The following is a 23263-nucleotide window of genomic DNA, read 5'->3' as shown; positions in this document are numbered from 1 at the left end:
TGAGTTTGTGGCTTTGATGGGTCCGTCGGGATCGGGCAAATCAACCCTGATGAACATTTTGGGCTGCCTGGACACCCCTACGCATGGCGAATATATATTGAACGGTATCAATGTAAGCCAGATGACGGATAATGAACTGGCCGAAGTGCGTAACTCAGAAATTGGCTTCGTTTTTCAAACATTTAACTTATTGCCCCGCAACAGCGCGTTGGATAATGTGGCCCTGCCGCTTATATATTCGGGCGTTAATAAGCAGGACAGAATGGATCGCGCCAAACAGGCTTTAGAAAATGTAGGCCTGGGCAATCGGGTAGATCACCGCCCCAATGAGTTATCAGGCGGGCAGCGCCAGCGTGTAGCTGTGGCCCGTGCGTTAATTAATAACCCATCCATCATATTGGCTGATGAGCCTACAGGTAATTTGGACACCAAAACATCCATAGAAATTATGGGCCTGATAGAAGATATACACGACAAAGGCAACACCATTATATTAGTAACCCACGAAGAAGACATCGCTCAACATGCTCATCGTATTGTACGTATGCGCGATGGTTTGATTGAAAAAGATTATTTAAATACCGATATACATACGGTAAGAAAAGGTACTACGGCAATTTAATAATAATGAATTTTGAATTACGAATAAACTTCGACGTTCGATATTCAAGATTCATTATTCTATATTACTCTTTAGCACATCGATGCCACCCTGGCCACAAACTCAGCTAAATGCACGGCCCTGGCGGCGGTTATTGGCTTTTTGCTGCCGATAATTAGCGTATGGTCGGCTATCTCAATTATAAAATCGTCTTCGCGCACATCCATTATTGCATTGCGTAAATTACGGTCAATACCGTTTACGGCTTTTTCATGATCATTTGCTACCACGTAAAATGTATCGCTAAAGGCTTTATCTTCTTTAAAATCAATTTCAATGGGGTGTATCAGTTCAATTATTTTATCGGCCAGTGTTTCGGGGCGGATGAGTACACGGCCCAGGTTGCGCTTCAGGTAGGCCAGTGCCCAGATCTGGCACTCGCAAAATTCAGATATTCCTCCCTTATCGTGTGGTAGTTTAATATGATTTTCTGTAAAGAGCACATAGCTGCTGCAACCGCTATGTTTAATGAGGAACGAGTCGCGTAAGTTAACCGCGAAAAAACGTTTAAATACTTCAAAATCCTCCAAATGGAAATCAATATCCCCGGTTTGCTGAATGTTGAATTTGCTTTTTAACGCGGTATATGTTTCCTGGAAATTATCAATCTGTTCGGAAGTAAGGCCAACTGTATCAAATGGAAAATCGGGCATAGGTGCGGGTTAGTTTATCAAAATTAACAAATGCCCGTTAATAATCAATATTGATAGGGCTGCATTTTAGCGCATGAGCAGGCGCAGTTAGGATCTGTTGTACCCAGCTTTTTTAAAAAAAACTGGTAAAAGCCAATACGCTGGTTCATGCTATGGTTGTCGCCCTTATTGCACTCTAAAGCGCCGTTTATAATATTAATGGTCATTCCAAAACCCGGCGTACGGCCCTTTGCCTTATCATTGGCATTGGGCTGCCATTTACCAATCATCACGTCATGTGCCGATGGTTTATGCGTTTCGGGCGTCATCCAAAACCATATAGCGGTTTTAAAGGCCACAACGGGGTCGGTCTCTATCAGTTCGGGATTATTAAGAAGGACATGTTTATCTCCAAAAATAAAATCAGACGCCCGGCCATAATTTCCATTATAGCTTAGCTGTATTGGCCCTCGCCCATAATATTTTTTCCCGGCCATAGGCGGGTATAAATCATTGGCAGCGATATATCCATTGCTGGTATTATCTTCGTGTATAGCCATTAAACCATCGTTAAATTTGTCATCTTCACCTTCGCGCGTCTCGTGAGCTATATGGGCAAGAAAAGCCGCCAACTCCTTTTTATTAGTTTGGGCATCCTTTTCTGCACAAAAATTTGCGTAGTTAATGGTGTAGGTGCTATCAGGCTTTGTTTTGGCCCAGTCCTCATTCCAATCCTGATCCTGCCTTACGGTGGCGGTCTTCCCGGTTTTTTTATCAGTGCGTATAATCTGGTAAATTGAGGTGGACCGGCGGGTTACTTTAACCTGTAAATTGGCCATGTCTTTTATAGCCTGTATAAACGAAGCATAGGTATAAAACTTATTTCGCTGCGGAAAAAGCGTGTTAAATTGCCGCTCGGTTATTAAATTAAATGCAGTTGCCGGCCTGGCAGCGGCTTTAACAGTAACCGTATATTTTTTAAAGCCCAACCACAACATGCATGGCAATAGCACCAATAGGTATTTAAGTAATGAAGTATACCGCATAATAAATGGTTATATAACTGCTGACAGTAAATTTTATTGCAAGTTTAACTATTAAAGTAATTATTAGCTATGTTTAGCTAAATAATTGATGGTACAGTAACGCAATGAAAATTTATACTAAAACCGGCGATGATGGCAACACCTCGTTAATTGGCGGCACCAGGGTACCTAAATACGATTTACGCATTGAAAGTTACGGCACCGTTGATGAGTTGAACGCTTACATTGGCCTGATACGCAGCCAGGATATTAACAGGTATCATAAAGAAATTTTAAAACAAATACAGGATAGGTTGTTTATCATAGGCGCGTTACTGGCGGCTGATCCGGAAAAATCGCGCATGGTAACACCCGATTTGCATTTAGCGGATATTGAACTGCTGGAAACAGAAATGGACGCCATGAACCTGCATTTACCGCCGTTAAAGCGTTTTATATTGCCCGGTGGTAATACCGTTATAGCTTATTGCCATGTGGCCCGGTGTGTATGCCGCAGAGCCGAAAGGGTAACCGTGCATTTGGCACAGCAAAGCCATGTTGATGATAAAGTGACCATTTATTTGAACAGACTAAGCGATTATTTATTTGTACTGGCCCGTAAAGTAGCGAACGAACAAAATATACCTGAAAATGAATGGATTGCACGTATATAAAAAAATTTAAAAAATATATGATTAATCAATTTAAAAATATTATACTTTTGCGAAAATTGATTTTTTAGACTTTAAACAATAACTTATAAAATATGTACTGGACACTTGAATTAGCATCGCACCTGGAAGATGCACCCTGGCCTGCAACAAAAGATGAATTAATTGATTATGCTATACGTTCCGGCGCACCGGTTGAGGTTATTGAAAACCTGCAGGCATTAGAGGATGATGGCGAACCGTATGAAAATATAGAAGAAATATGGCCTGATTACCCTACTAAGGACGATTTCTTTTTTAACGAGGACGAATATTAATTTATACATATTTAGCTTTACAAAACCCTGCAATTGCAGGGTTTTTTTGTTGTAGCCGTTTTTGGAATGATTTTGGCATTACCATCATCAAACTAAAACAACACAACAATGAGAGGTTTATTATACATTATTGCAGTTATCCTGATCATAGGATGGGCATTAGGATTTTTCTATTATTCTGCCGGCGGAATAATTCACGTTTTATTGGTAATAGCTATTGTGGCTTTATTATTAGGTGTAATAAGAAGAGCCTGATTTTTGAGAGTCAAGATTCAAGAGCCAAGAATTAAGGCACAAATTTGCAAACCATTTAGGTTCTTGATTCTTGTCTCTTGATTCTTAAATCTAACTAACCTGATACATTTTACCCGGCAACGAGCGTATATACCCCTGCATTTCCATATTTAGCAGGTTCATAGCCAACTGGCTCATGGGCATATTGGCCTTAATGGTAAGGTCGTCAATTGCCAGCGGCTGTTTATGTTGTTGTATAATCTCAAATAAAGCGCGCTCCACCGTGGTCAAATCAAGCGGCAGCATAAATTGCTCAACGGGTTTAATAGTATCTGCCTTTTCCCAACCCATACTATAAGCCAGATCGGCGGCGCAGGTAAGCAAGGCAGCTTTATTATTACGTATCAAAAAATTACACCCTTCGCTATATTCATCACCTACCCTGCCCGGAAAAGCAAAAACATCGCGGTTATAGCCATTGGCTATTTCGGCAGTAATTAACGCACCGCCTTTTACACTTGCTTCAATTACTATGGTGGCATCGGCCATGCCGGCTACAATACGGTTACGTTGCGGAAAATTTTCAGGACCGGGCAATGTACCCGATGGGTATTCGGTTAATAAGCCGCCATTTTCAAGCATCTTATCGGCTGTAGCACGGTTTTGACTGGGGTAAAGCCTATCAAGCCCGTGCCCAAGCACACCTACGGTAGACACGTTTGCTTTAACGCACTCTTTATGCACAGCTACATCAATACCATGAGCCAGCCCGCTTACCACCAATACATTATATTGCTGCAACTCCTCAATTAACTGATGGCATAATTGTTTGCCGTAATCCGTAGCGTTGCGTGTACCTACTATGCTTACTACATGGCGGTTATTTAAGTCGGCATTGCCTTTACTAAACAACAACACCGGCGAATCTGAACAGTTTTTTAACCGTTTGGGGTAAGCTGCGTCGGTATAAAAAATAACGTCGACGTTGTTTTGTTCAATAAATTTTATTTCGGCAGCTGCTTTTTCAAGCGCGGCTTCAAAATCAAGCTGGGCTATGGTTTTAGTGCCTATACCCGGCACCTTAAGCAGTTTGGCTTCCGTAGCATTAAAAACGCCCTCGGCATCGCCAAAATGGGCCAGCATTGCCTTGGCAAGTGTTGGACCTATTGCTTTTATATAAGTTAAACCAAGCTGGTGAAGTAATGACATGTGTTCGATGTGCAGATTTAGTTGATGTGCAGACGATAAATATATAAAAAATCCTATCATCCATTAATCCTAAAAATCATGGTCGAAAATAAAACTGCAAAAATAGTTTGCAAACTATCAAAATAGTTTTACCTTAGTTAACTATTTAAATAGTTTGCTATGAAAATTAAAGAACTCACCAAAGCAGAAGAACAGGTAATGCAACTATTATGGCAGCTGGAAGAAGCCATAGTAAAAGACATTTTAGCCAAAATGCCCGACCCAAAACCCGCCTATAACACGGTATCAACCGTGGTGCGTGTGCTGGAGGGAAAAGGTTTTATTGACCATAAGGCGTATGGCAACTCGCACGTGTATTTCCCGTTGATAAGCGAGGCGCAGTATAAAAAGTTCACGTTTGATAAAATGATGAGCAATTACTTCAGCAACTCGTACGAGAGTCTGGTATCATTTATTGCTGACGAGAAGAAATTGGGCATAAAAGAGCTTAACGAACTAACCCAACTGATTGATAAACTTAAAAATAAAAGATCATGAACTGGCTGCATTACCTGTTAGAGGCTAATATATACCTGGGGGTATTTTATATAGCTTACTGTTTATTTTTAAATAAAGAAACTCATTACCTGTTAAACAGGATATATCTGGTAAGCAGTTGCATTATTGCGTTTATACTGCCCCTTATGCAAATAGGCCTGTTAAAAGCCCCGGTTGCGCCGCCGGCACCAATGATGCCCACTGCCTTTATGTACGTACCAACCAGCGTTACACCTATAGCTATGGCCCCAATTGCACAACAACCCTTTAATTGGCAGGATGGCCTTTGGTATATTTATATAGCAGGCGCGGTTATTTTTCTGCTCCTGTTTATTATTAAGCTGTTTAGCCTGGTTAAACTGGTTATTGGTAAACCGGTTTTAAAGCACCATAATTATAACCTTATTTATATTGATGAGAGTCAAACCGCTTTTTCTTTTTTTAATTACCTTTTTATAGGGAAGCACGCTACTGACGAAAATATTATTAAACGGCACGAGCTGGTGCATATACGCCAAAAGCACTCGGCTGATATTGTATTTTTAGAACTACTGAAAATTATCAGCTGGTTCAATCCGCTTATATACCTGGTACAAAACAGCCTTAAAACCGTACATGAATACATTGCCGACGAACAAAGTGTAGATAGCCCCAACGATGCCCTTACCTACTCGTCGTTTTTGGTTAGCAATGCTTACGGCCTTAGCGGCCCTTCTATCACGCATTCATTTTTTACCTATAACCTTTTAAAGAAGAGAATTATTATGTTAAACCAACAACGTTCGGGTAATTTGGCCAGGCTAAAGTACCTTGTAGCAGTACCCATTGGGGCAGCGCTGTTATGCGCATCAACCCTTGGCTTTAGTAAAACCTATGGCTGGATAGATTTGGCGCCGCAAAAACCTGCAAAAGCAATAGTTAAGGAAGATCCACCTATTGTAATAGACATACCAATTAAGTATGTTGATTTTTACAATCACTTACGCAACACCGTAATTTATCATCCCAAAAATCACCAAATTGGGGCTCGTGTACCGGTAAGTTTTGAATTAGACAATAAAGGCTTTATTAAAAATGTAGTGATAACAAAAATTAAAAACGATGATTTGATTAATTCGATAAGCGACGCATTCCAAAACTACAATAAGCCTATTAGCGATAAAGCTGGTCCACACAGCCTGGTAGTTGATCTTCATACAACCAACTCGCCTCCGCCGCCCCCGCTTAATCCAAATATGACAAGTAAACCCGGTTATATTGGTGAGTTTTTAATAACTGATAGGTCTACGGTTAAAACTGATGTGGTTAAATTTCCACCACCTGTTGTTAAGCAAGATAAACCCATTGTAAATGAAAATGGGGTTAAACTTTCGCCGCCACCCGTTAGACAAAATGAAAATGGTGTTAAACTTTCGCCGCCGCCCGTTGTAAAAGAAAATGGTGTTAAACTTTCGCCGCCGCCTGTTAGACAAAGTGAAAAAGGTGTTAAACTTTCGCCGCCAAAGCCTAAAACAGATCAGGTTAGATTTCCGCCGCCATCAGTCCTTAGTGATAAAGCCGTAGGAATTATCCCTAAAGATTTCACCAGGTACCTGATGAAAAATATACGCTATCCAAAACAAGCCAAGGATAATGATATTACCGGCCCGGTAGTGGCACAATTTACTATTGATAATGATCATAATTTAATATCACCTACAATAGTAAAAGGCTTAGGATATGGCTGCGATGATGAAGTTGTAAGAGTTTTAAATTCGTACAAAGAAAAACTGCCGGGAAACCCTGGCAATTACATCATAATTGTAGAAATGTATTTGGATAACGTAGATGGAACATCTAAAAAAACCACTCCAATTGACGAATCAATAAAAAAAGCGCCAAACCTTTTGGGAGATATAGTTGTGGTTGGCTATGGCTCGCATTAATTACCTAAACCTTATCATGATAATTAAATCAATGCCAACAGTAAAGCTGCTTATAGCGGCTTTACTGTTTACCATTACCGCCAACGCACAAAAACTGCCTAATAAACAGGAAATAAGTTTGCGCGCCCCGGCCACTATTAAAATTGATGGCAAAGCCGGCGAATTGGATAATAAGTTTCAGGCTTACAATAGTGCTACCGATGTATTTTATACATTATCAAATGATGATAATAACCTGTACCTGATAGTACAAGCTACAAAAGCCCGGATAATTGAAAAGATAATTGCAGTAGGTGTTACGTTTATTGTAAATACTGCCGGCGAGAAAAACATGAAAGGTAAAGGAAACAAAGCAATTGTATTTCCACTATTAAGCGTGCCTGATGGGCAAAAAATTATTTCTATTGCAGGTATAAAAACAAAAAATGCAGAAACAGATCCACGCCTTATCAAAGCCGATGGTATTTCAACGATCATAAAACAACCAGACTCTTTAATAATGGCTGCCAATAAAATGCTTGTGAACAAAGCAAACATTATTAAAACTGCCGGTATTAACGAAGTGCCCGACACCCTTTCTATTTATAATGAGCATAAAATACAAGTTGCCTCTGCTTTTAACGGTAACAGTGCCTATACTTATGAGTTATCAATTCCATTAAAATATTTAGGACTGTCAACTAATATAGCACAAAAATTCAGCTATGGTATTCAGCTAAAAAGCAGATTGGATGACATGAAAAAAGGAGTTGTAGTAGTTTATAGATATACCTCAAGCGGCGAACAATATAATGTTAATGAAGATCTGGATGCCACTACAGATTTTTCGGGCGAATACACTTTGGCAAAAAAGTAATACATTTATCTACCTAAATTATTTATTCCGTATGAAACCAACAACATATTCATTTTCAAAATTGCTATTATTTGTTTTTCTATTTTGCGCAATAGCCTTATACACTAACGCACAAAAGCTACCCAATAAACAAGAAATTAGCCTGCGCGCCCCAGCCAATATTAAAATTGATGGCAAAGTTGATGAATGGGATAATAAATTTCAGGCTTATAATAATGCAAACCGTGTTTTTTATACCATAGCCAATGATGACGACAACCTGTACATAATTATAAAAGCTACTGATTTATATAGTATAAGTAAAATAGGCATAGGTGGTATTATATTTACCATAAGCAACTTGACAGATAAAAAATTACGCGAAAAAGCCGTTGATAATATAACCATACAGTTTCCGGTAATTAATATAAATAAGTCAACACTTTTTGAATCAACCATACGTCAGTATCAGGATTTGAAAACCGATGCGGTTACTAATAAAAAGGAAATAGAGGGTTTGATTGAAAGCGGCAATAAACGCATTGCAGATATGTTTAAGGACATTAAAGTTACCGGAATAAAAACAATTGATGAGTTGATACCCGTTAGCAATACCAATAGTATACAGGCTGCGGGTGGTTTTGATAAACAGATGAATTACATTAACGAAATAGCAATCCCTTTAAAGTATTTAAACTCAGTTATTACAAATGGTCAACAGTTTAGCTATAATATAAAGCTTAAAGGTGCTCCCACTCCGGAAGATTGGCTAAGGATAAATAAGTTTCCGCCGCCACAAGCTGAACGTAATGACGGTGATGTTGACCATGATTACAAATACCGCGATGCCCCAACCGATTTTTGGGGCGAATACACTTTAGCAAAAAAGTAATTTAATATTGCTATTTACGTTTAATAAAACATTTCGGTAGTTAATTTGTCTATTTCATTAAATAACCTGCTATGTTTATTAAATCCGCATCATCTTATAAAAAATCAATAAAATACGTGGTCGTTGGCTTTCTTGGTTTGAGTTTGCTGGTAGTTTCGGCAAAGGGCTTTGCGCAAAGCGCGCCACCTACCCCACCGACGCCCGATAAAGTGATAAGTGACGCCGGCAAAACATTAAAACGAATCAACCCGTTTAAAAGTAACGGCAAGGCACGTAAGGGACCTAAATTTGCGTCGCCGCCAGCAGGTGGACCACCACCGCCACCAAACCCATTAAACTTGTTTAAAAAGAGAAAGGGCGGGCCGGCATTGCCACCACCACCGGTACCCGGTAGAGATTAAGAAAATATATAAATCATTTTTAAACAAGAGCAGTGTCATGGTGAGCCCCGTCGAACCATAGTGGGCAGTGGCCTTACGCGCATATCCTTCGACGTAGCTCAGGATGACAGCCCGCTGTAATGGGTAAAAAACACCTTACCCCTTTACGTAAATTACCTGCTTGGTTTCAAAAAATTCTTGAGGGAAATAGTCTTTTAAATAATACTGCTGCACTTTAAGTCCAGATTCTTTTATTTCCTCTTCAAGGTCGCCGCCTTTAAGGTATAAAATACCGTTGGGTAAGCTGTTTTTTGATTGTTTATTAAATTTCCCTTTTATCCAGGGGTAAAATTCGCCCAGACGGGTTACCGCCCTCGAAACCACAAAATCAAACTTTTCATTTACCTGCTCGGCGCGTAAATGTTCTGCTCTAAGGTTTTTTAACCCCAGCGCCTTAGCAACTTCCTGCACCACCTTTATTTTTTTGCCGATAGAATCAACCAAATAAAACTTTGTATCGGGGAACAATATGGCCAGCGGGATACCCGGAAAACCACCACCTGTCCCTACATCCAGCACGCTCTCGCCGGGCAAAAAGGGCATAACTTTGGCAATACTCAATGAGTGTAAAATATGCCTCTCGAAAAGGTGTTCGATATCTTTACGTGATATTACATTGATCTGGTTGTTCCAAAAGTCGTACAAAGCAGGCAATTGGTTAAACTGGTGTTTCTGTTGTTCGGTAAGATCAGGGAAATGGCTAAACAGCTCGTCAGATGTCATTCTTTTTTACTCGGTTTAAAATATTACCCAGCAGGTAGCGGCCCCTAAAAAGCTGTGCTTTTACGGTGCCCAATGGTAAATCAAGTTGTTGTGCAATCTCTTCGTAGGATAGCTCATCAAAATAACGAAGTACTATTAAATTACGGTAACGTGGTGGCAAACTATCAATAAGCTGTTTCAGCTCTTCTGTTTGCTGCTTTTTTATAGAAGTTTCTTCGGGATTTAACCCGTCGGACTTTATTTGCAGGGGCTGCTCATCCCCATCATCATCCATCATACCATGAATGGAAGTGGTGTTCAGCTTTTTTTTGCGGATAAAATCAATACAGTTATTGGTGGCCACCCTAAACAACCAGGTACTAAAAGCATATTCAGGCTGATATTTTTCTAACTTCTCAAATGCTTTGGCAAAGGTTTCTACCGTAAGGTCCATGGCATCTTCCTTGTTGTTCACCATTTTAAGCACCATAAAGTATATAGAATCTTTGTAGCGCTGCATCAGGTCGGCATAAGCTTTCTGATCGCCTTCGCGTGCCCTTACTACCAAATGAAAATCATTTTTAGCGTTTTCGGTGAAATTGGCGTTTATTTCCATTGCCTGGTTTTTGTAAATGTTCCAATCAATCCAAATACAGTTAAATAAAGATAGTAAACAAAATCAAACAATGGCAAATACCACAATAACCGCGCCTCGCCAAGCTTTTTATATATTTTATGATAAATAATTAATTGTATTATCCACCGCACCCCAAACAAAATCAGGGCAACAAAAAATGCTTCAAACTTATAGCATAAACCACCTATTAATAATACATAAAACATCAGCCCGCTAACCGCATCAATGGACAGCAAATTACGATGACGGTTTTTGTATAATTTACCTGCACCCATGTGCCTCTTTTTTTGCCTGAATAAGGATGCTACGGTTGTTTTGGCATGAGTATATACAAACGCATCAGGGTGTATCTCAATGGCGGTATTTGAGGCCGTGGCATTTTGATTTATAAACAAATCATCATCGCCTGATAGTACATGCATGTGTGCCGCGAAGCCTTTGGCACCAAAAAACAAGGTTTTTGTATAAGCCAGGTTACGGCCCACGCCCATATAAGCATCGCCATTTAAGGCTGCTGCCAAATAATTAATGGCCGTTTTTAAAGTTTCAAACCTAATTGTAGCGTTTAAAAAGCTATTGGTTTTATAACATGGCGAATAGCCCAATACTATTTGAATATCACCCGTAAAATTTGCGGCCATACGGGTTACCCAATGCGCAGAGGCCGGTTGGCAATCGGCATCGGTAAAAACCAGATGTTCGTTTTTGGCGGCCTTTATACCCAAAGTAAGCGCGAATTTTTTTCCGGTTTTAAAGCGCACATGCTCGGTTATGGTAACTACTTTTAAATGCGGATAGGTAGTTTTTAATTCCTCTAAAACCTGTTCAGACCCATCATACGAGCAATCGTTAACCACAACCACTTCAAAATCTTTATAATTTTGCTCCAGTATGGAAGGTAGGTTCTCTCTTAAATTTTGCTCCTCATTACGTGCGCTGATGATCACTGAAACGGGCAGCTTAACCTTGGGCAATTCATCAGCAGGGGTGTAACCGCCTAATGATCTATGGTTTGCTATAGGGAAATACAGCTGAACAATAAAGCATATTAAAAACAGAACGAATAAAACGGCTTGTATATAAGTTTCCAAACTAAGTTAAAAGTATGGGGCAAAGTTGTTAAAAAAAAGTGATTGTTGATAGTGATTAGTGATTTGTTAATAGGTGATTAGTTTTATTAGTAGTCATTATCCAATTGTTCTTTATCAAACCGATGCCTAATTACCAATTAACTGGTCACCAATCACCAATCTCTAATCTCTAATCACTATTTTTGCTGCGCAAAATGAAATTTAATTTAACAGCACACGATCCGCTTTCAAAAGCCCGCGCGGGCGAAATAACTACCGATCACGGAACCATACAAACGCCTATTTTTATGCCCGTAGGTACAGCAGGTACCGTTAAGGCCGTGCACCAGCACGAACTTAAAAATGATATACAGGCACAAATTATATTAGGTAATACCTACCATTTATACTTAAGGCCTGGGCTTGATACCCTTGAAAAAGCTGGCGGCCTGCATAAATTTAACGGCTGGGACGGCCCTATTTTAACGGATAGCGGCGGCTACCAGGTATATTCATTAAGCGAGGTACGTAAGATAAAAGAGGAAGGTGTTACCTTCCGTTCGCATATTGATGGGTCAAAACATTTGTTTACACCCGAGAATGTAATGGATATACAGCGCATTATAGGCGCTGATATTATTATGGCTTTTGATGAGTGTACGCCCTACCCCTGCGAGTATGGTTATGCGCGCCGTTCAATTGAGATGACGCATCGGTGGTTAAAACGCTGCTGCGACCATTTTGACGTTACCCAGCCCAAGTACGGCTATAGCCAAACACTGTTCCCTATTGTGCAGGGTTCGGTTTATAAAGATCTGCGCATAAAATCAGCAGAAACCATTGCATCATTTGAGCGTGAGGGCAATGCTATTGGCGGCCTGTCAGTTGGTGAACCTGCCGAAGAAATGTATGCCATGACCGAAATTGTTTGCGATATATTACCAGCGCAAAAACCACGTTATTTAATGGGCGTGGGTACGCCCGTAAATATATTGGAAAATATTGCCTTAGGTGTTGATATGTTTGATTGCGTTATGCCAACCCGTAACGCCCGAAACGGCATGTTATTTACCAAAGATGGCATTATCAACATCAAGAACGAAAAATGGAAAAATGACTTTTCGCCAATTGAGGCTGATAGCGATTTATTTGCCGATAAATTTTATAACAAAAGTTATTTACGGCACCTAATACATTCGGGTGAGATTTTGGGCGCGCAAATAGCTACCTTACATAATCTTCATTTTTATTTATGGCTGGTAAAAGAGGCACGTAAAAAAATTATTGAAGGGGAATTTTATAACTGGAAAAAAATTATGGTTAACCGCCTGGGGCAACGACTGTAGATGAACGCGCTTTTAAACAGATACATAAAAATTATTGACCGGTATATAATCGGGAAATACCTGGGCACATTTTTTTTCACGATGGTATTGATCATCGTGATATCTGTAGTGTTTGATATATCCGAGCACATGGATAACTTTTTAAGAAACAACACTACAATTTATGATATCGCCTTTAAATATTACGCCGGTTTTATCCCGTTTTATATAAACTTATTATCGCCGCTTATTAATTTCCTGGCGGTAATATATTTTACCGCTAAAATGGCCAACCAAACCGAAATTGTGCCCATACTAAGCGGAAAAGCAAGCTTTAACCGTTTTTTACGACCATATTTTGTGGCGGCAAGTATAATTTTCGTGCTGTCATTTTTTGCTAACGTTTATTTAATACCGTTTACCAACAAGCTTAAAATAGATTTTGAAAACACGCATGGCTTTAACGGCGATGCTTCAAAAAACGATGTACACCTGCAACTGGATAAAAACACCTATGCCTATGCAAATACATACGACCCTAATACCCACACCGCATACCAGTTTGTTTTAGAAAAAATGGACGGCGATTTAATGCGCGAGAAGATTGTAGCTAATATGGCTGTGTATGATTCTGTTAAAAACGTATGGTCAATAAAAAATTATTCGGTACGGTATATAAACGGTTTAAGGGAAACATTAAAGGTAAACATCTCCAATAAAGATACCGTACTTGACTTAAAACCATCTGATTTTGTGGTTAATAACGCCTACCCGGCCATGTCGTTAAGGGAGTTAAATAAAAGGATAGACAAAGAGAAAATTCGTGGGGCCGGGGATCTGAAAGACATGCAATATGAAAAATACCGGCGCTTTGTATATCCCTTATCCTCATTTGTATTGATGCTGATTGGCGTATCCATATCATCGCGAAAGGTACGGGGTGGTATAGGATTGCCGCTGGGTATAGGGTTATTTTTATGTTTTGCTTATATTGTGGTTGATAAGTTTGCATTGGTGTTTGCTATAAAAGGCAGCTTATCGCCCATAGCCGCGGTATTTATACCTAACGGATTATTTGGGTTATTAGGTTTGTACTTGCTTGCCAAAGCCCCTAAATAAAATGACTGTAAACAAAATCCCTGCAGGTGTCAATAAAAATTTACTGATACTGCATTTCACTGTATTTATATGGGGGTTTACCGGCATATTGGGCGCACTTATATCTATAGCCGCGGTACCGTTGGTTTGGTACAGGGTGCTTATAGCTGCGGCATCATTATTTTTATATTTCAAGTTCAACAAAACAGCGTTTAAAGTTAGCCGTAAAACCTTTATTAAATTATTTCTTACCGGCGCATTGGTGGGTAGCCATTGGATATTTTTCTTTGCCTCTATCAAATTGGCTACTGTTCCGGTAAGCCTGGTATGCCTGTCATCAATAACCTTATTTACAGCTTTGCTGGAGCCTTTGATCAATAAAAAAAGTATTTCAAAACTGGAGATCATTGCCGGGCTGCTCATTATAACCGGCATTACTTTAATATTTAAATTCGAAACCCAATACACTAAGGGTATTATTTTAGGTTTATTAAGTGCCGTTTGCGCCAGCCTATTTTCAATAATTAACTCTAAACACGTCCAAAAAAATGAGGCCCCGGTAATAGCTTTTTATGAGCTAACAGGCGCATTTTTGCTGGCCACTATATTTCTTTTATGTACACATGGCTTTAACAAAAGCATGTTATTAAAACCGTCAGATTTGGGCTACCTGTTGCTTTTGGGCACCATTTGTACGTCATTGGCCTACGTTGCCGGGGTATCAGTAATGCGCGAACTTTCGGCGTTCAGGGTAGCCCTGATCACCAACCTTGAGCCGGTTTATGGCATCCTGATGTCGTTCCTTTTTTTTGGTGATATGCAAAAATTGTCTGCCGGATTCTGGGTTGGGGCTGTACTTATTTTGTCAACCATCTTTCTTTTTCCGGTGGCTCAAAGCCGTATTCGTAAACGCTCAAACGTTTAATTTTTTCTCAGTATCCTATCCTTATCCTTTAAAAAAACATACGGCCTCTCATTTTTGCATAGGGTAGGGGAGAAAAAAACCGCACTTAACAGACGTATTTTAAGCCCCTTTAAGCTATTCCTTTTTCAATCTGTATCTCAGCATGTTTGACATTATTTTAATAAAACAGGGGCAAAATTATCAAAATCAAATAGTGTACCCATTTCAGCTTTATTTATAAACAGTTGTGCTTTAAAAAACATAGTAAGTTAGGCGTATATTTTCGCCAAAAACTACATTTTAAAGAATATATTAAAATTATATAAATAATTAAAATTCAAATCATTAAATAGATTATATAAAATAACAATAGATATAAAAATTGATCTTTCAGATTTTCAATACTAACTATTTTAGCACGAATTGATAACATATTATTAAAACATATATAATATGTTTATAATCAGATTATTGATCTATATAATTTAAAGTAAAAATTCATTGACTGAAAAACGCAGAATATTTAATCAGATAGTGTATTGAAATAGCAAAACTAAAAATTTGAAAAAAAGGCTATATGTTGCCTCCGTTTTTGGTGAGCTTAAAATCTGTTGATTTTTTGGTAAAAAATCCGGGCATTTTTTAAAACCAAAAAAACGGGAACAAAAAATTAACACAACTATTTAAAACAGGCAAGACTTTTGCTGTACCATTACCCCTACTCCCATCAATAAAAAGAAACAAGTTTTAAAATTGACTTTTATTAAAAAGATAAAAACCGCATATTGTAAAAAACAAATCAGCACCCCAATACCATGAGTTTAAAAACCATAATTATTATTGTAATAACCGTACTGCTTACTACAGTACTGATGCAAAATACCGAGCAGGTAAAATTCACCATATTGTTTACAGACGTGTACCTGTCAAAATTAGTAGTACTGGCGGCAGTGGGTTTAATAGCCTTTATATTGGGCGTTATTGTTGGCAGACCCAAAAAAGCAAAATATGATATTGGCGCTTACCATGATCAGTTACACAAAGATGATCCTGATACACTAAGTGATGAGGACCGCGATTATATAAATTAAAATGATGGAACAAAAAATTGGTTTTATAGGCTTAGGCGCCATGGGTATTATTATGGCAAAAAATTTGGTTGATGCAGGGTATAAGCTACAGGTGTATAACCGCACGGCATCAAAAATTGATGAGCTGGGCGGTACCGTTATTAAATGCAAAACCCCGGCCGAAGCCGCCGCGAATGTGGTAGCGGTTATAACCATGCTATCAGATGACGACGCTGTAAAAGAAGTTACCAATAGCCTATTGCAAACGCTGCCAAAAAACGCGGTGCATATTTCTATGAGCACTATTTCGCCCGAGGTTTCTGAACAACTGGCCTCATTACACGCCGCACAGGGCAATAATTATATCGCCGCCACAGTATTTGGTCGGCCCGAGGCTGCAGCCGCCAAAAAGCTCTGGATTTGCGTATCCGGCAATTCGCTGGCAAAAGAGGCCGCAAAACCGATACTGGAAAACCTGGGGCAAGGCATATTTGATTTTGGCGAAACCGCCGGTGGTGCCAATGTGGTGAAAATAGCGGGGAACTTTATGATATTATCCTCGCTGGAGATTATGGCCGAGGCTTATACATTGGCCGAAAAGAACGGACTGGACCGCAAACAGGTGTCAGATTTTTTTAGCTCCACCCTATTTAGCGCGCCAATATTTCAAAACTACGGTAAACTGATTGCCAGCAAACAATACGAGCCTGTAGGCTTTAAAACAAAACTGGGCTATAAAGATGCCCGCCTTACTTTTAAACTGGCGCAGCAAAGCGAAATACCTATGCCGGTGGCCGGTGTTGTGCATAACCGCCTGTTAACTGCGATAGCACAAGGCGGTGGTGAGCAGGACTGGATAGAAGGCGTAAGTCGTGGTGTTACAGATGATGCAGGGGTTTGATTTACGAATTACGATGTACGATTTTAGATTTAAAGAACAATCGTACATCGTAATTCGTAATTCATATATCATAAAACACCTGGTTTGTTGGTTCAAGGGACGACAGATCAGGTGTTTTCTCAAATATGCCGAATACGGAAGCTCCGCTCCCGCTCATACTGACATATAGCGCGCCGGCTTCATAAAGCGCCGCTTTTACCCCTCTTATTTCTACATTATTTTTAAAGATCGATTCTTCAAAATCATTTTTTATGTACTTTTTCCATTCGGGTAAGGGCAGGTATATCAATTCATATAAAGAATCCTTGGGTAGTGTGGGCTTAACGCCGCGAAATGCCTCGGCTGTATAAATTTGAACAGGCGGCATTACTAATACCAGGTTAAAATTAGACAGATCAAGTTTTATAGATTCAAACTCATCCCCTTTTTCAAAAGCAAATACGGGTTTATTTTCGATAAAGAAAGCGCAATCGGCACCTAACACACGCGAGTAATTCTGCATTTTATCTATTGATAAACCCAATTCAAATTTCTCATTCATCAACCTTATAAAAAAAGCAGCATCAGCCGAGCCCCCGCCTAAGCCCGCACCTATGGGTATATGTTTATGCAGGTGTATCTTTACCGGCGGTATATCATGGTCTTTTTTTAACAGATGATAAGCCTTAATGCAAAGGTTATCTTCCATCCTGCCGGGAATATCAAGCCCGGATGATTCGAAGCTTAATTTATCAGCAGTAATAACTTCTAAAGCATCATTAATTTTAACCGGGTAAAAAATAGTTTCCAGGTTATGGTAACCATCGCTGCGGCGCTCGGTAATATTGAGGCCGATGTTTATTTTGGCATTTGGGAATAATATCATAAAAAAGACTAACAACGGCCTGTATTTTTAAACATCCGTAGGATACCAAAAATAGATTATTTTTATTTGTGGTTGGTAAGTTGATTATTAATAAAATCACTCACTCATTCAATAATTCACTAATTCGCTAATTAAAATGAAACAATACCTCGACCTGATGCGCCATGTAATGGAGAACGGCACGCAAAAGCATGACCGTACAGGCACAGGCACTATAAGTGTATTTGGCTACCAGATGCGGTTTAACCTGCAGGATGGCTTCCCGATGGTTACTACCAAAAAGCTGCACCTAAAATCTATCATACACGAGTTGATATGGTTTTTAAGCGGCGATACCAATATAAAGTACCTTAAAGATAACGGCGTACGTATTTGGGATGAGTGGGCCGATGCAGAGGGAAATCTTGGCCCTGTATACGGTTATCAATGGCGCTCATGGCCTACGCCGGGTGGTGGGCATATTGACCAGATAAGCCAGATCATCAACCAAATAAAAACCAATCCCGATTCGCGCCGTATCATTGTATCGGCCTGGAATGTGGCCGATGTAAACCAAATGGCGCTACCGCCCTGCCATAGCCTGTTTCAGTTTTATGTGCAGCCCCCCAACCCCCTGAAGGGGGAGTTAAAAGGCAAACTATCCTGCCAGTTGTATCAACGAAGCGCTGATATATTTTTAGGTGTACCTTTTAATATAGCGTCGTATGCCTTACTTACCATGATGGTGGCTCAGGCTTGTGATTTAGATGCCGGCGATTTTATACACACTTTTGGCGATGCGCATTTATATAATAATCATTTGGAGCAAACCAAGCTGCAGCTAAGTCGCGAACCGCGCCCGTTACCTACCATGAAAATAAATCCGGATGTAAAAGATATATTTAGTTTTAAATACGAAGATTTTACGCTGGAGAATTATGACCCCTGGCCGCATATTAAAGGGGAAGTTGCGGTATAACTTTTTAATAAGAATTTGTATTTTTGTGTATGACGGCTTTAGAATTAAGAACAGAAATATACAAAGCGATAGAAAATGCGCCTGAAAGTGTATTACCTGAAATTCTTGATTATTTACATAATTTAGAAAAGCCGACGTTTGACAAGGAAAAACTTGACCAGTTTATAGATAAGGTTTTTAAAGAAGACGACAATCTTTTAAGACGATTGGCGCAATGATTGATTTAAATACGGCGTTAGCCATTCATGAAAAGTCGATCAAATTTTATGGTGGCGGAAATGGATTAAGAGATAAGGGCGCGCTACTGGCTGCTTTAGCAAGACCTTATCAAACTTTTGGGCAGCAAGAGTTGTATCTGTTACCTACAGAAAAAGCAGCGGCAATATTTGAAAGTCTTATTATAAATCATCCTTTTATTGATGGCAACAAACGCACAGCTTATATATTACTGCGGGCAACACTATCCATTTACAATTTGGACATAGTAGCCTTCGAAGACGAAAAATACAAAATGACTATTGCCGCAAGCAGCGGCGAAATAAGATTCGAAGAGATCAAACTTTGGATCGAAAATCATTTAGTTTCCATTACCACATGACTGTATCTATAGTAGTAGCCATCGCACAAAACAACGCCATTGGTAAAAACAACCAGTTATTATGGCATTTGCCTAAAGACCTTAAACATTTTAAGGAAATAACCAGCGGGCATACCATAATAATGGGGCGCAAAACCTATTATTCGGTTGGCAAGCCATTACCCAATCGCAGAAACATTATTATTACCCGTCAGGATATTACGATTGAGGGTTGTGAGGTGGTAAATTCGCTGCCGGATGCTTTAAAACTGGCAGAGGGTGTGGACGAAGTTTTTATTGTAGGTGGTGCCGAAATTTACAAACAGGCCCTGACATTAACAGATCGCATTTATTTGACCATAGTTCACCAAAATTTTGACGGTGATACCTATTTCCCTGAAATAAAGGAAGATATATGGAAAGAAACAGAGAGAACAGATCATCAAGCAGATGAAAAACATGCGTTTTCTTATTCTTTTATCACCTTAGAGCGGCGCTGACATTTAAAAGGTTTTTTTTGTTTCAATATAAATTTTATGCTTGTAAAATTTTATTAGATTTGCCGTCTTGTTTAAAACGCTTATAAACTAATTAATTAAATATTTTAATTCACGATGCAAGGTAAAGGGGTTATTAAATTTTTCGCTATACTGCTGGCTATTGTATGTATATACCAGCTTTCTTTTACATGGGTAGCGCATAAAGTTGAAAACGACGCGAAGATATATGCCAAGGGCGATACAGCGAAAGAAAAGGGTTATTTAGACTCTATTGCAACACAGCCGGTATATCCTGTTTTAGATCATACCTATCAATATTGCGTAGATAGAGAATTGGCTTTGGGTCTTGACCTTAAAGGCGGCATGAACGTTACCATGCAACTTTCGTTGGTTGAACTGGTAAAAACATTGTCAAACAATAATACCGATCCGATTTTCAACCAGGCTTTAGCAAACGCAAACCTTGCTGTTAAAAATGGCACGCAGTCTGACTATATTACTTTGTTTGTTAATGAATACGAAAAGCTAAATCCAAACGGAAAATTAGCTACCATATTTTCAACTAAAGACAATCAGGCGCATTTAAAATTTAATGCTTCGAACAGCGAAGTTGAAAGTTATTTGAAGGAAGAAGCGGACGCCGCTGTACAACAGTCATACACGGTATTAAATACACGTATTGACCAGTTTGGCGTAACGCAGCCAAATATACAGCAGGAAAAAAATTCAAACCGTATTTTGATAGAACTACCTGGCGTAAAGGACCATGAACGTGTGCGTAAGCTGTTATCAGGTACTGCAAAGCTGGAGTTTTACCAAACTTTTGATAACCTGGAAGTATATCCTTTGCTATCATCTGTTGATAAACTTTTAGCAGCAAAAAACAAACTAGCCGATTCGGCTAAAACCAAAAATGTAGCTGCTAACAGCAAGGATACTACATCGGCAGCTAAAGGCGCTCTTTCTTTATTAAACAAAGTAAAAAGCAATAAAAAAGACACTTCGGCTTTGGCTAGCCATGCAGCGTTAGCCGCAGAGCATCCGTTAGCTTCTTTATTGCAAACACCTTCTTACCAGGATCAAACCGGCCAGCAACAATTACGCCCGGGGCCGGTTGTAGGTTGGGCAGCTCAAAAAGATACGGCCAAAGTAAATACTTACCTGCGTAGCACTGATGTTAAATCTATCATCCCGCAGAATATGAAATTCCTTTGGGGTGTAAAGCCATTGGAGAAAACCAAAATATTTGAACTATACGGTATAAAATTAGCAGGTGCTGATAACGGCCCTGTTTTAACCGGCGATGTTATTAACGATGCACGGGCTGATAATAGCCAAAAAGGCGATCCTGAAGTAATCATGACCATGAACTCGGAAGGCGCCCAAAAATGGCGTACCATCACCGCCGAGGCATCATCAGGCACCGATAAAAAAGCCATAGCCATTGTTTTGGATGATAATGTTTACTCTGCACCAAACGTACAGGGCGAGATAGCTGGTGGTGTATCATCTATATCCGGCAATTTCACTATTGACGATACCAAGGATTTAGCCAACGTATTAAAAGCCGGACGTTTACTTACCCCCGCGCATATTGTGAGCGAGGATGTGGTAGGCCCTTCATTGGGTCAGGAATCTATAAACGATGGTTTACTATCATGTATAATGGGTTTGGTAGTAGTATTGGTATTCATGATAGCTTATTACAACCGTGCAGGTACTGTTGCGGTAGTAGCGGTAATTATTAACGTATTCTTCCTGATGGGTGTATTAACCAGCTTGCGCGCGGTATTAACCTTACCTGGTATAGCTGGTATAGTATTAACCCTGGGTATTGCGGTTGATGCCAACGTGTTGATATACGAACGGGTACGTGAAGAATTGGCTTTGGGTAAATCATTACGTCTGGCAGTGTCTGACGGGTTTAAACATGCGTTATCATCCATATTAGACTCAAACATCAGTACATTCTTAACAGGTTTAATATTATTCATATTTGGTAGCGGCCCTATTCAAGGTTTTGCCACTACTTTAATGATAGGTATTATTACTTCGTTATTCTGCTCGTTATTAATTTCAAGATTAATATTTGAGTGGATGCTTGAAAAAGGCTGGGATATTAAATTCTCAAACCCATGGAGTTCACATACCTTTAAAAATGCAAATTACGGTTTCGTAAAAAATCGTTTCAAGTTTTATATATTCTCGGGATTGTTTATTACAGCCGGCGTTATATCTATGTTTACCCAAAACTTTAATTATGGTGTAGATTTCCAGGGTGGCCGTTCGTATGTTATCAAGTTCCAAAATAAAAATGCAACCCCGCAGGATGTTAGGGATGTTATTGACCCGGTGTTTGGTCATGGTAACGAGGTAAAAACACTTGGTGATAAAATTAACATCACTACCAATTATCTGATTGATGACAACACTATCAATGCCGATAATAAAGTTGAGGCCGCTTTAATAAAAACACTAAATACAAAAGCGGTAACCCAAATGTCTAAAAAAGACATTTTGAGTTCGCAAAAAGTGGAAGCAACTATCGCCGAAGGCTTAAAAAGATCAGCCGTATGGACTGTATTGTTTGCTATCCTTATTATATCGGCTTATATATTGGTCAGGTTCCGTAAATGGCAGTTCAGCTTGGGTGCCATGGTTGCTACCGCGCACGATGCTTTAATGGTATTGTCTTTCTTCTCCTTGTTTAGAAATGTGCCGGGCTTCGGTTTCTTAGAAATTGACCAGGCCTTTATTGCGGCTATATTAACAGTAATAGGTTATTCAATTAATGATACCGTGGTGGTGTTTGACCGTATCCGCGAATTCCTGGAAGCACATCATTCAAAATCAGATAACCCTAAAGAGGTTATTAATAACGCCATTAACAACACGTTAAGCCGTACTATTATTACTGCTTTAACCGTATTATTCGTGTTAATAGTATTATTCATATTCGGTGGTGACGTTATTCGTGGGTTCTCATTCGCCTTGTTAATTGGGGTATGTTTTGGTACCTACTCGTCAATTTGCGTGGCAACTCCGGTAATTATTGACTTTGGAAAAAAAGATCTGAACTAGACTAAGATTTATAAGATTTTTAGAATTAAAGGATTAAAACCCGGTTCAATTGAACCGGGTTTTTTTGTGAGAACTAAATTTATACCTATTTTCATGTTATAATCCTTAAATCCTATTAATCTTAGTTCAAACAACCATGCAGCATGAAGACCTTACCCACAAAATTATTGGATGTGCTATGAAGGTACATACAGTAC

The 23263-nt window shown here is 39.3% G+C and carries 26 protein-coding genes; 19 read left to right on the top strand and 7 right to left on the bottom strand.

What is annotated here, in order from left to right:
* The coding region (locus tag ABI367_RS03435; protein WP_462226846.1) for an ABC transporter ATP-binding protein at positions 1–622 on the top strand (622 nt) is incomplete at its 5' end.
* Between the two features lie 71 nt (positions 623–693).
* Here ABI367_RS03435 and ABI367_RS03430 read toward each other — a convergent pair.
* Together ABI367_RS03430 and ABI367_RS03425 are read right to left on the bottom strand one after the other, a co-directional pair.
* Positions 694–1314, bottom strand: a complete 621-nt coding sequence (locus ABI367_RS03430) for a hypothetical protein (RefSeq protein ID WP_462226845.1) — start codon at positions 1312–1314, stop codon at positions 694–696.
* A 44-nt stretch (positions 1315–1358) separates the two neighbouring features.
* Positions 1359–2339, bottom strand: a complete 981-nt coding sequence (locus ABI367_RS03425) for a chitinase (protein ID WP_462226843.1) — start codon at positions 2337–2339, stop codon at positions 1359–1361.
* A gap of 104 nt (positions 2340–2443) precedes the next feature.
* On the opposite strand from ABI367_RS03425, the gene ABI367_RS03420 reads away from it, so the two are divergent.
* The 3 genes from ABI367_RS03420 (at position 2444) to ABI367_RS03410 (ending at position 3561) form a co-directional block, all read left to right on the top strand.
* Positions 2444–2992, top strand: a complete 549-nt coding sequence (locus ABI367_RS03420; RefSeq protein WP_462226841.1) for a cob(I)yrinic acid a,c-diamide adenosyltransferase — start codon at positions 2444–2446, stop codon at positions 2990–2992.
* Between the two features lie 92 nt (positions 2993–3084).
* Positions 3085–3306: a DUF2795 domain-containing protein gene (locus ABI367_RS03415; RefSeq protein WP_002996718.1), complete on the top strand. Its 222-nt coding sequence runs from the start codon at positions 3085–3087 to the stop codon at positions 3304–3306.
* 108 nt (positions 3307–3414) lie between these two features.
* On the top strand, positions 3415–3561 hold the full coding sequence (locus ABI367_RS03410; RefSeq protein WP_462226839.1) for a lmo0937 family membrane protein: 147 nt from the start codon (positions 3415–3417) through the stop codon (positions 3559–3561).
* A 90-nt stretch (positions 3562–3651) separates the two neighbouring features.
* Here the strand turns inward: ABI367_RS03410 and dprA are convergent, their stop codons facing one another.
* Positions 3652–4749, bottom strand: coding sequence for a DNA-processing protein DprA (dprA, locus tag ABI367_RS03405; RefSeq protein ID WP_462226837.1), 1098 nt, complete (start codon positions 4747–4749; stop codon positions 3652–3654).
* 159 nt (positions 4750–4908) lie between these two features.
* Between dprA and ABI367_RS03400 the strand changes: the two genes are divergently transcribed.
* The 5 genes from ABI367_RS03400 to ABI367_RS03380 all read left to right on the top strand — a co-directional run bounded on the left by ABI367_RS03400 (position 4909) and on the right by ABI367_RS03380 (position 9339).
* Positions 4909–5286, top strand: a complete 378-nt coding sequence (locus ABI367_RS03400) for a BlaI/MecI/CopY family transcriptional regulator (RefSeq protein ID WP_462226835.1) — start codon at positions 4909–4911, stop codon at positions 5284–5286.
* A complete protein-coding gene (locus ABI367_RS03395; protein WP_462226834.1) occupies positions 5283–7211 on the top strand; it encodes a M56 family metallopeptidase in 1929 nt (642 codons plus the stop codon). The genes ABI367_RS03400 and ABI367_RS03395 overlap by 4 nt, the downstream gene beginning before the upstream one ends.
* Positions 7212–7227: 16 nt before the next feature.
* The gene (locus ABI367_RS03390) at positions 7228–8067 is read left to right on the top strand and encodes a hypothetical protein (RefSeq protein ID WP_462226832.1); all 840 of its coding nucleotides are present in this window, start codon (positions 7228–7230) and stop codon (positions 8065–8067) included.
* 31 nt (positions 8068–8098) lie between these two features.
* On the top strand, positions 8099–8938 hold the full coding sequence (locus ABI367_RS03385) for a hypothetical protein (protein ID WP_462226830.1): 840 nt from the start codon (positions 8099–8101) through the stop codon (positions 8936–8938).
* Positions 8939–9009: 71 nt separating this feature from the next.
* Positions 9010–9339, top strand: coding sequence for a hypothetical protein (locus tag ABI367_RS03380; protein WP_462226828.1), 330 nt, complete (start codon positions 9010–9012; stop codon positions 9337–9339).
* Between the two features lie 135 nt (positions 9340–9474).
* Here the strand turns inward: ABI367_RS03380 and rsmG are convergent, their stop codons facing one another.
* Genes rsmG through ABI367_RS03365 form a run of 3 tightly spaced genes read right to left on the bottom strand, consistent with a single transcriptional unit; the run spans position 9475 to position 11808 of the window.
* Positions 9475–10101, bottom strand: a complete 627-nt coding sequence (rsmG, locus tag ABI367_RS03375; protein WP_462226826.1) for a 16S rRNA (guanine(527)-N(7))-methyltransferase RsmG — start codon at positions 10099–10101, stop codon at positions 9475–9477.
* Positions 10091–10696 (bottom strand): RNA polymerase sigma factor, encoded by a 606-nt coding sequence (locus tag ABI367_RS03370; RefSeq protein ID WP_462226825.1) that lies wholly within the window; start codon positions 10694–10696, stop codon positions 10091–10093. Before ABI367_RS03370 ends, rsmG begins: the two co-directional genes overlap by 11 nt.
* Positions 10687–11808: a glycosyltransferase gene (locus ABI367_RS03365; RefSeq protein ID WP_462226823.1), complete on the bottom strand. Its 1122-nt coding sequence runs from the start codon at positions 11806–11808 to the stop codon at positions 10687–10689. Before ABI367_RS03365 ends, ABI367_RS03370 begins: the two co-directional genes overlap by 10 nt.
* Positions 11809–12002: 194 nt before the next feature.
* Between ABI367_RS03365 and tgt the strand changes: the two genes are divergently transcribed.
* The 5 genes from tgt (at position 12003) to ABI367_RS03340 (ending at position 17085) form a co-directional block, all read left to right on the top strand.
* Positions 12003–13133 carry a tRNA guanosine(34) transglycosylase Tgt gene (gene tgt / locus ABI367_RS03360; protein ID WP_462226821.1) on the top strand — a complete coding sequence of 377 codons (1131 nt, stop codon included), beginning with the start codon at positions 12003–12005 and terminating at the stop codon, positions 13131–13133.
* Positions 13134–14231 (top strand): LptF/LptG family permease, encoded by a 1098-nt coding sequence (locus ABI367_RS03355; protein WP_462226819.1) that lies wholly within the window; start codon positions 13134–13136, stop codon positions 14229–14231.
* 1 nt (position 14232) lies between these two features.
* Positions 14233–15135, top strand: a complete 903-nt coding sequence (locus tag ABI367_RS03350) for a DMT family transporter (protein WP_462226817.1) — start codon at positions 14233–14235, stop codon at positions 15133–15135.
* Between the two features lie 794 nt (positions 15136–15929).
* Positions 15930–16205: a hypothetical protein gene (locus tag ABI367_RS03345; protein WP_462226815.1), complete on the top strand. Its 276-nt coding sequence runs from the start codon at positions 15930–15932 to the stop codon at positions 16203–16205.
* 1 nt (position 16206) lies between these two features.
* Positions 16207–17085, top strand: coding sequence for an NAD(P)-dependent oxidoreductase (locus ABI367_RS03340; protein ID WP_462226813.1), 879 nt, complete (start codon positions 16207–16209; stop codon positions 17083–17085).
* A 61-nt stretch (positions 17086–17146) separates the two neighbouring features.
* Here the strand turns inward: ABI367_RS03340 and ispE are convergent, their stop codons facing one another.
* On the bottom strand, positions 17147–17950 hold the full coding sequence (gene ispE, locus ABI367_RS03335; RefSeq protein WP_462226812.1) for a 4-(cytidine 5'-diphospho)-2-C-methyl-D-erythritol kinase: 804 nt from the start codon (positions 17948–17950) through the stop codon (positions 17147–17149).
* A gap of 136 nt (positions 17951–18086) precedes the next feature.
* Here ispE and ABI367_RS03330 point away from each other — a divergent pair, with 136 nt between their 5' ends.
* From ABI367_RS03330 to secDF, 5 genes are all read left to right on the top strand, one after another.
* Positions 18087–18908, top strand: a complete 822-nt coding sequence (locus ABI367_RS03330; RefSeq protein ID WP_462226810.1) for a thymidylate synthase — start codon at positions 18087–18089, stop codon at positions 18906–18908.
* A 29-nt stretch (positions 18909–18937) separates the two neighbouring features.
* On the top strand, positions 18938–19126 hold the full coding sequence (locus ABI367_RS03325) for a hypothetical protein (RefSeq protein WP_462226808.1): 189 nt from the start codon (positions 18938–18940) through the stop codon (positions 19124–19126).
* Positions 19123–19506 (top strand): type II toxin-antitoxin system death-on-curing family toxin, encoded by a 384-nt coding sequence (locus ABI367_RS03320; protein ID WP_462226807.1) that lies wholly within the window; start codon positions 19123–19125, stop codon positions 19504–19506. The genes ABI367_RS03325 and ABI367_RS03320 overlap by 4 nt, the downstream gene beginning before the upstream one ends.
* A complete protein-coding gene (locus ABI367_RS03315; protein ID WP_462226805.1) occupies positions 19503–19985 on the top strand; it encodes a dihydrofolate reductase in 483 nt (160 codons plus the stop codon). Before ABI367_RS03320 ends, ABI367_RS03315 begins: the two co-directional genes overlap by 4 nt.
* Before the next feature lie 114 nt (positions 19986–20099).
* Positions 20100–23066, top strand: coding sequence for a protein translocase subunit SecDF (gene secDF / locus ABI367_RS03310; RefSeq protein ID WP_462226803.1), 2967 nt, complete (start codon positions 20100–20102; stop codon positions 23064–23066).
* Positions 23067–23263 lie beyond the last annotated feature (197 nt).

Origin of the sequence: Mucilaginibacter sp. (assembly GCF_039935595.1) — a bacterium.
In the GTDB taxonomy this organism is placed as follows: Bacteria; Bacteroidota; Bacteroidia; order Sphingobacteriales; family Sphingobacteriaceae; genus Mucilaginibacter.
The sequence above is the reverse complement of the archived record's forward strand: the minus strand, read 5'-3'. Positions and strand labels throughout refer to the sequence as shown.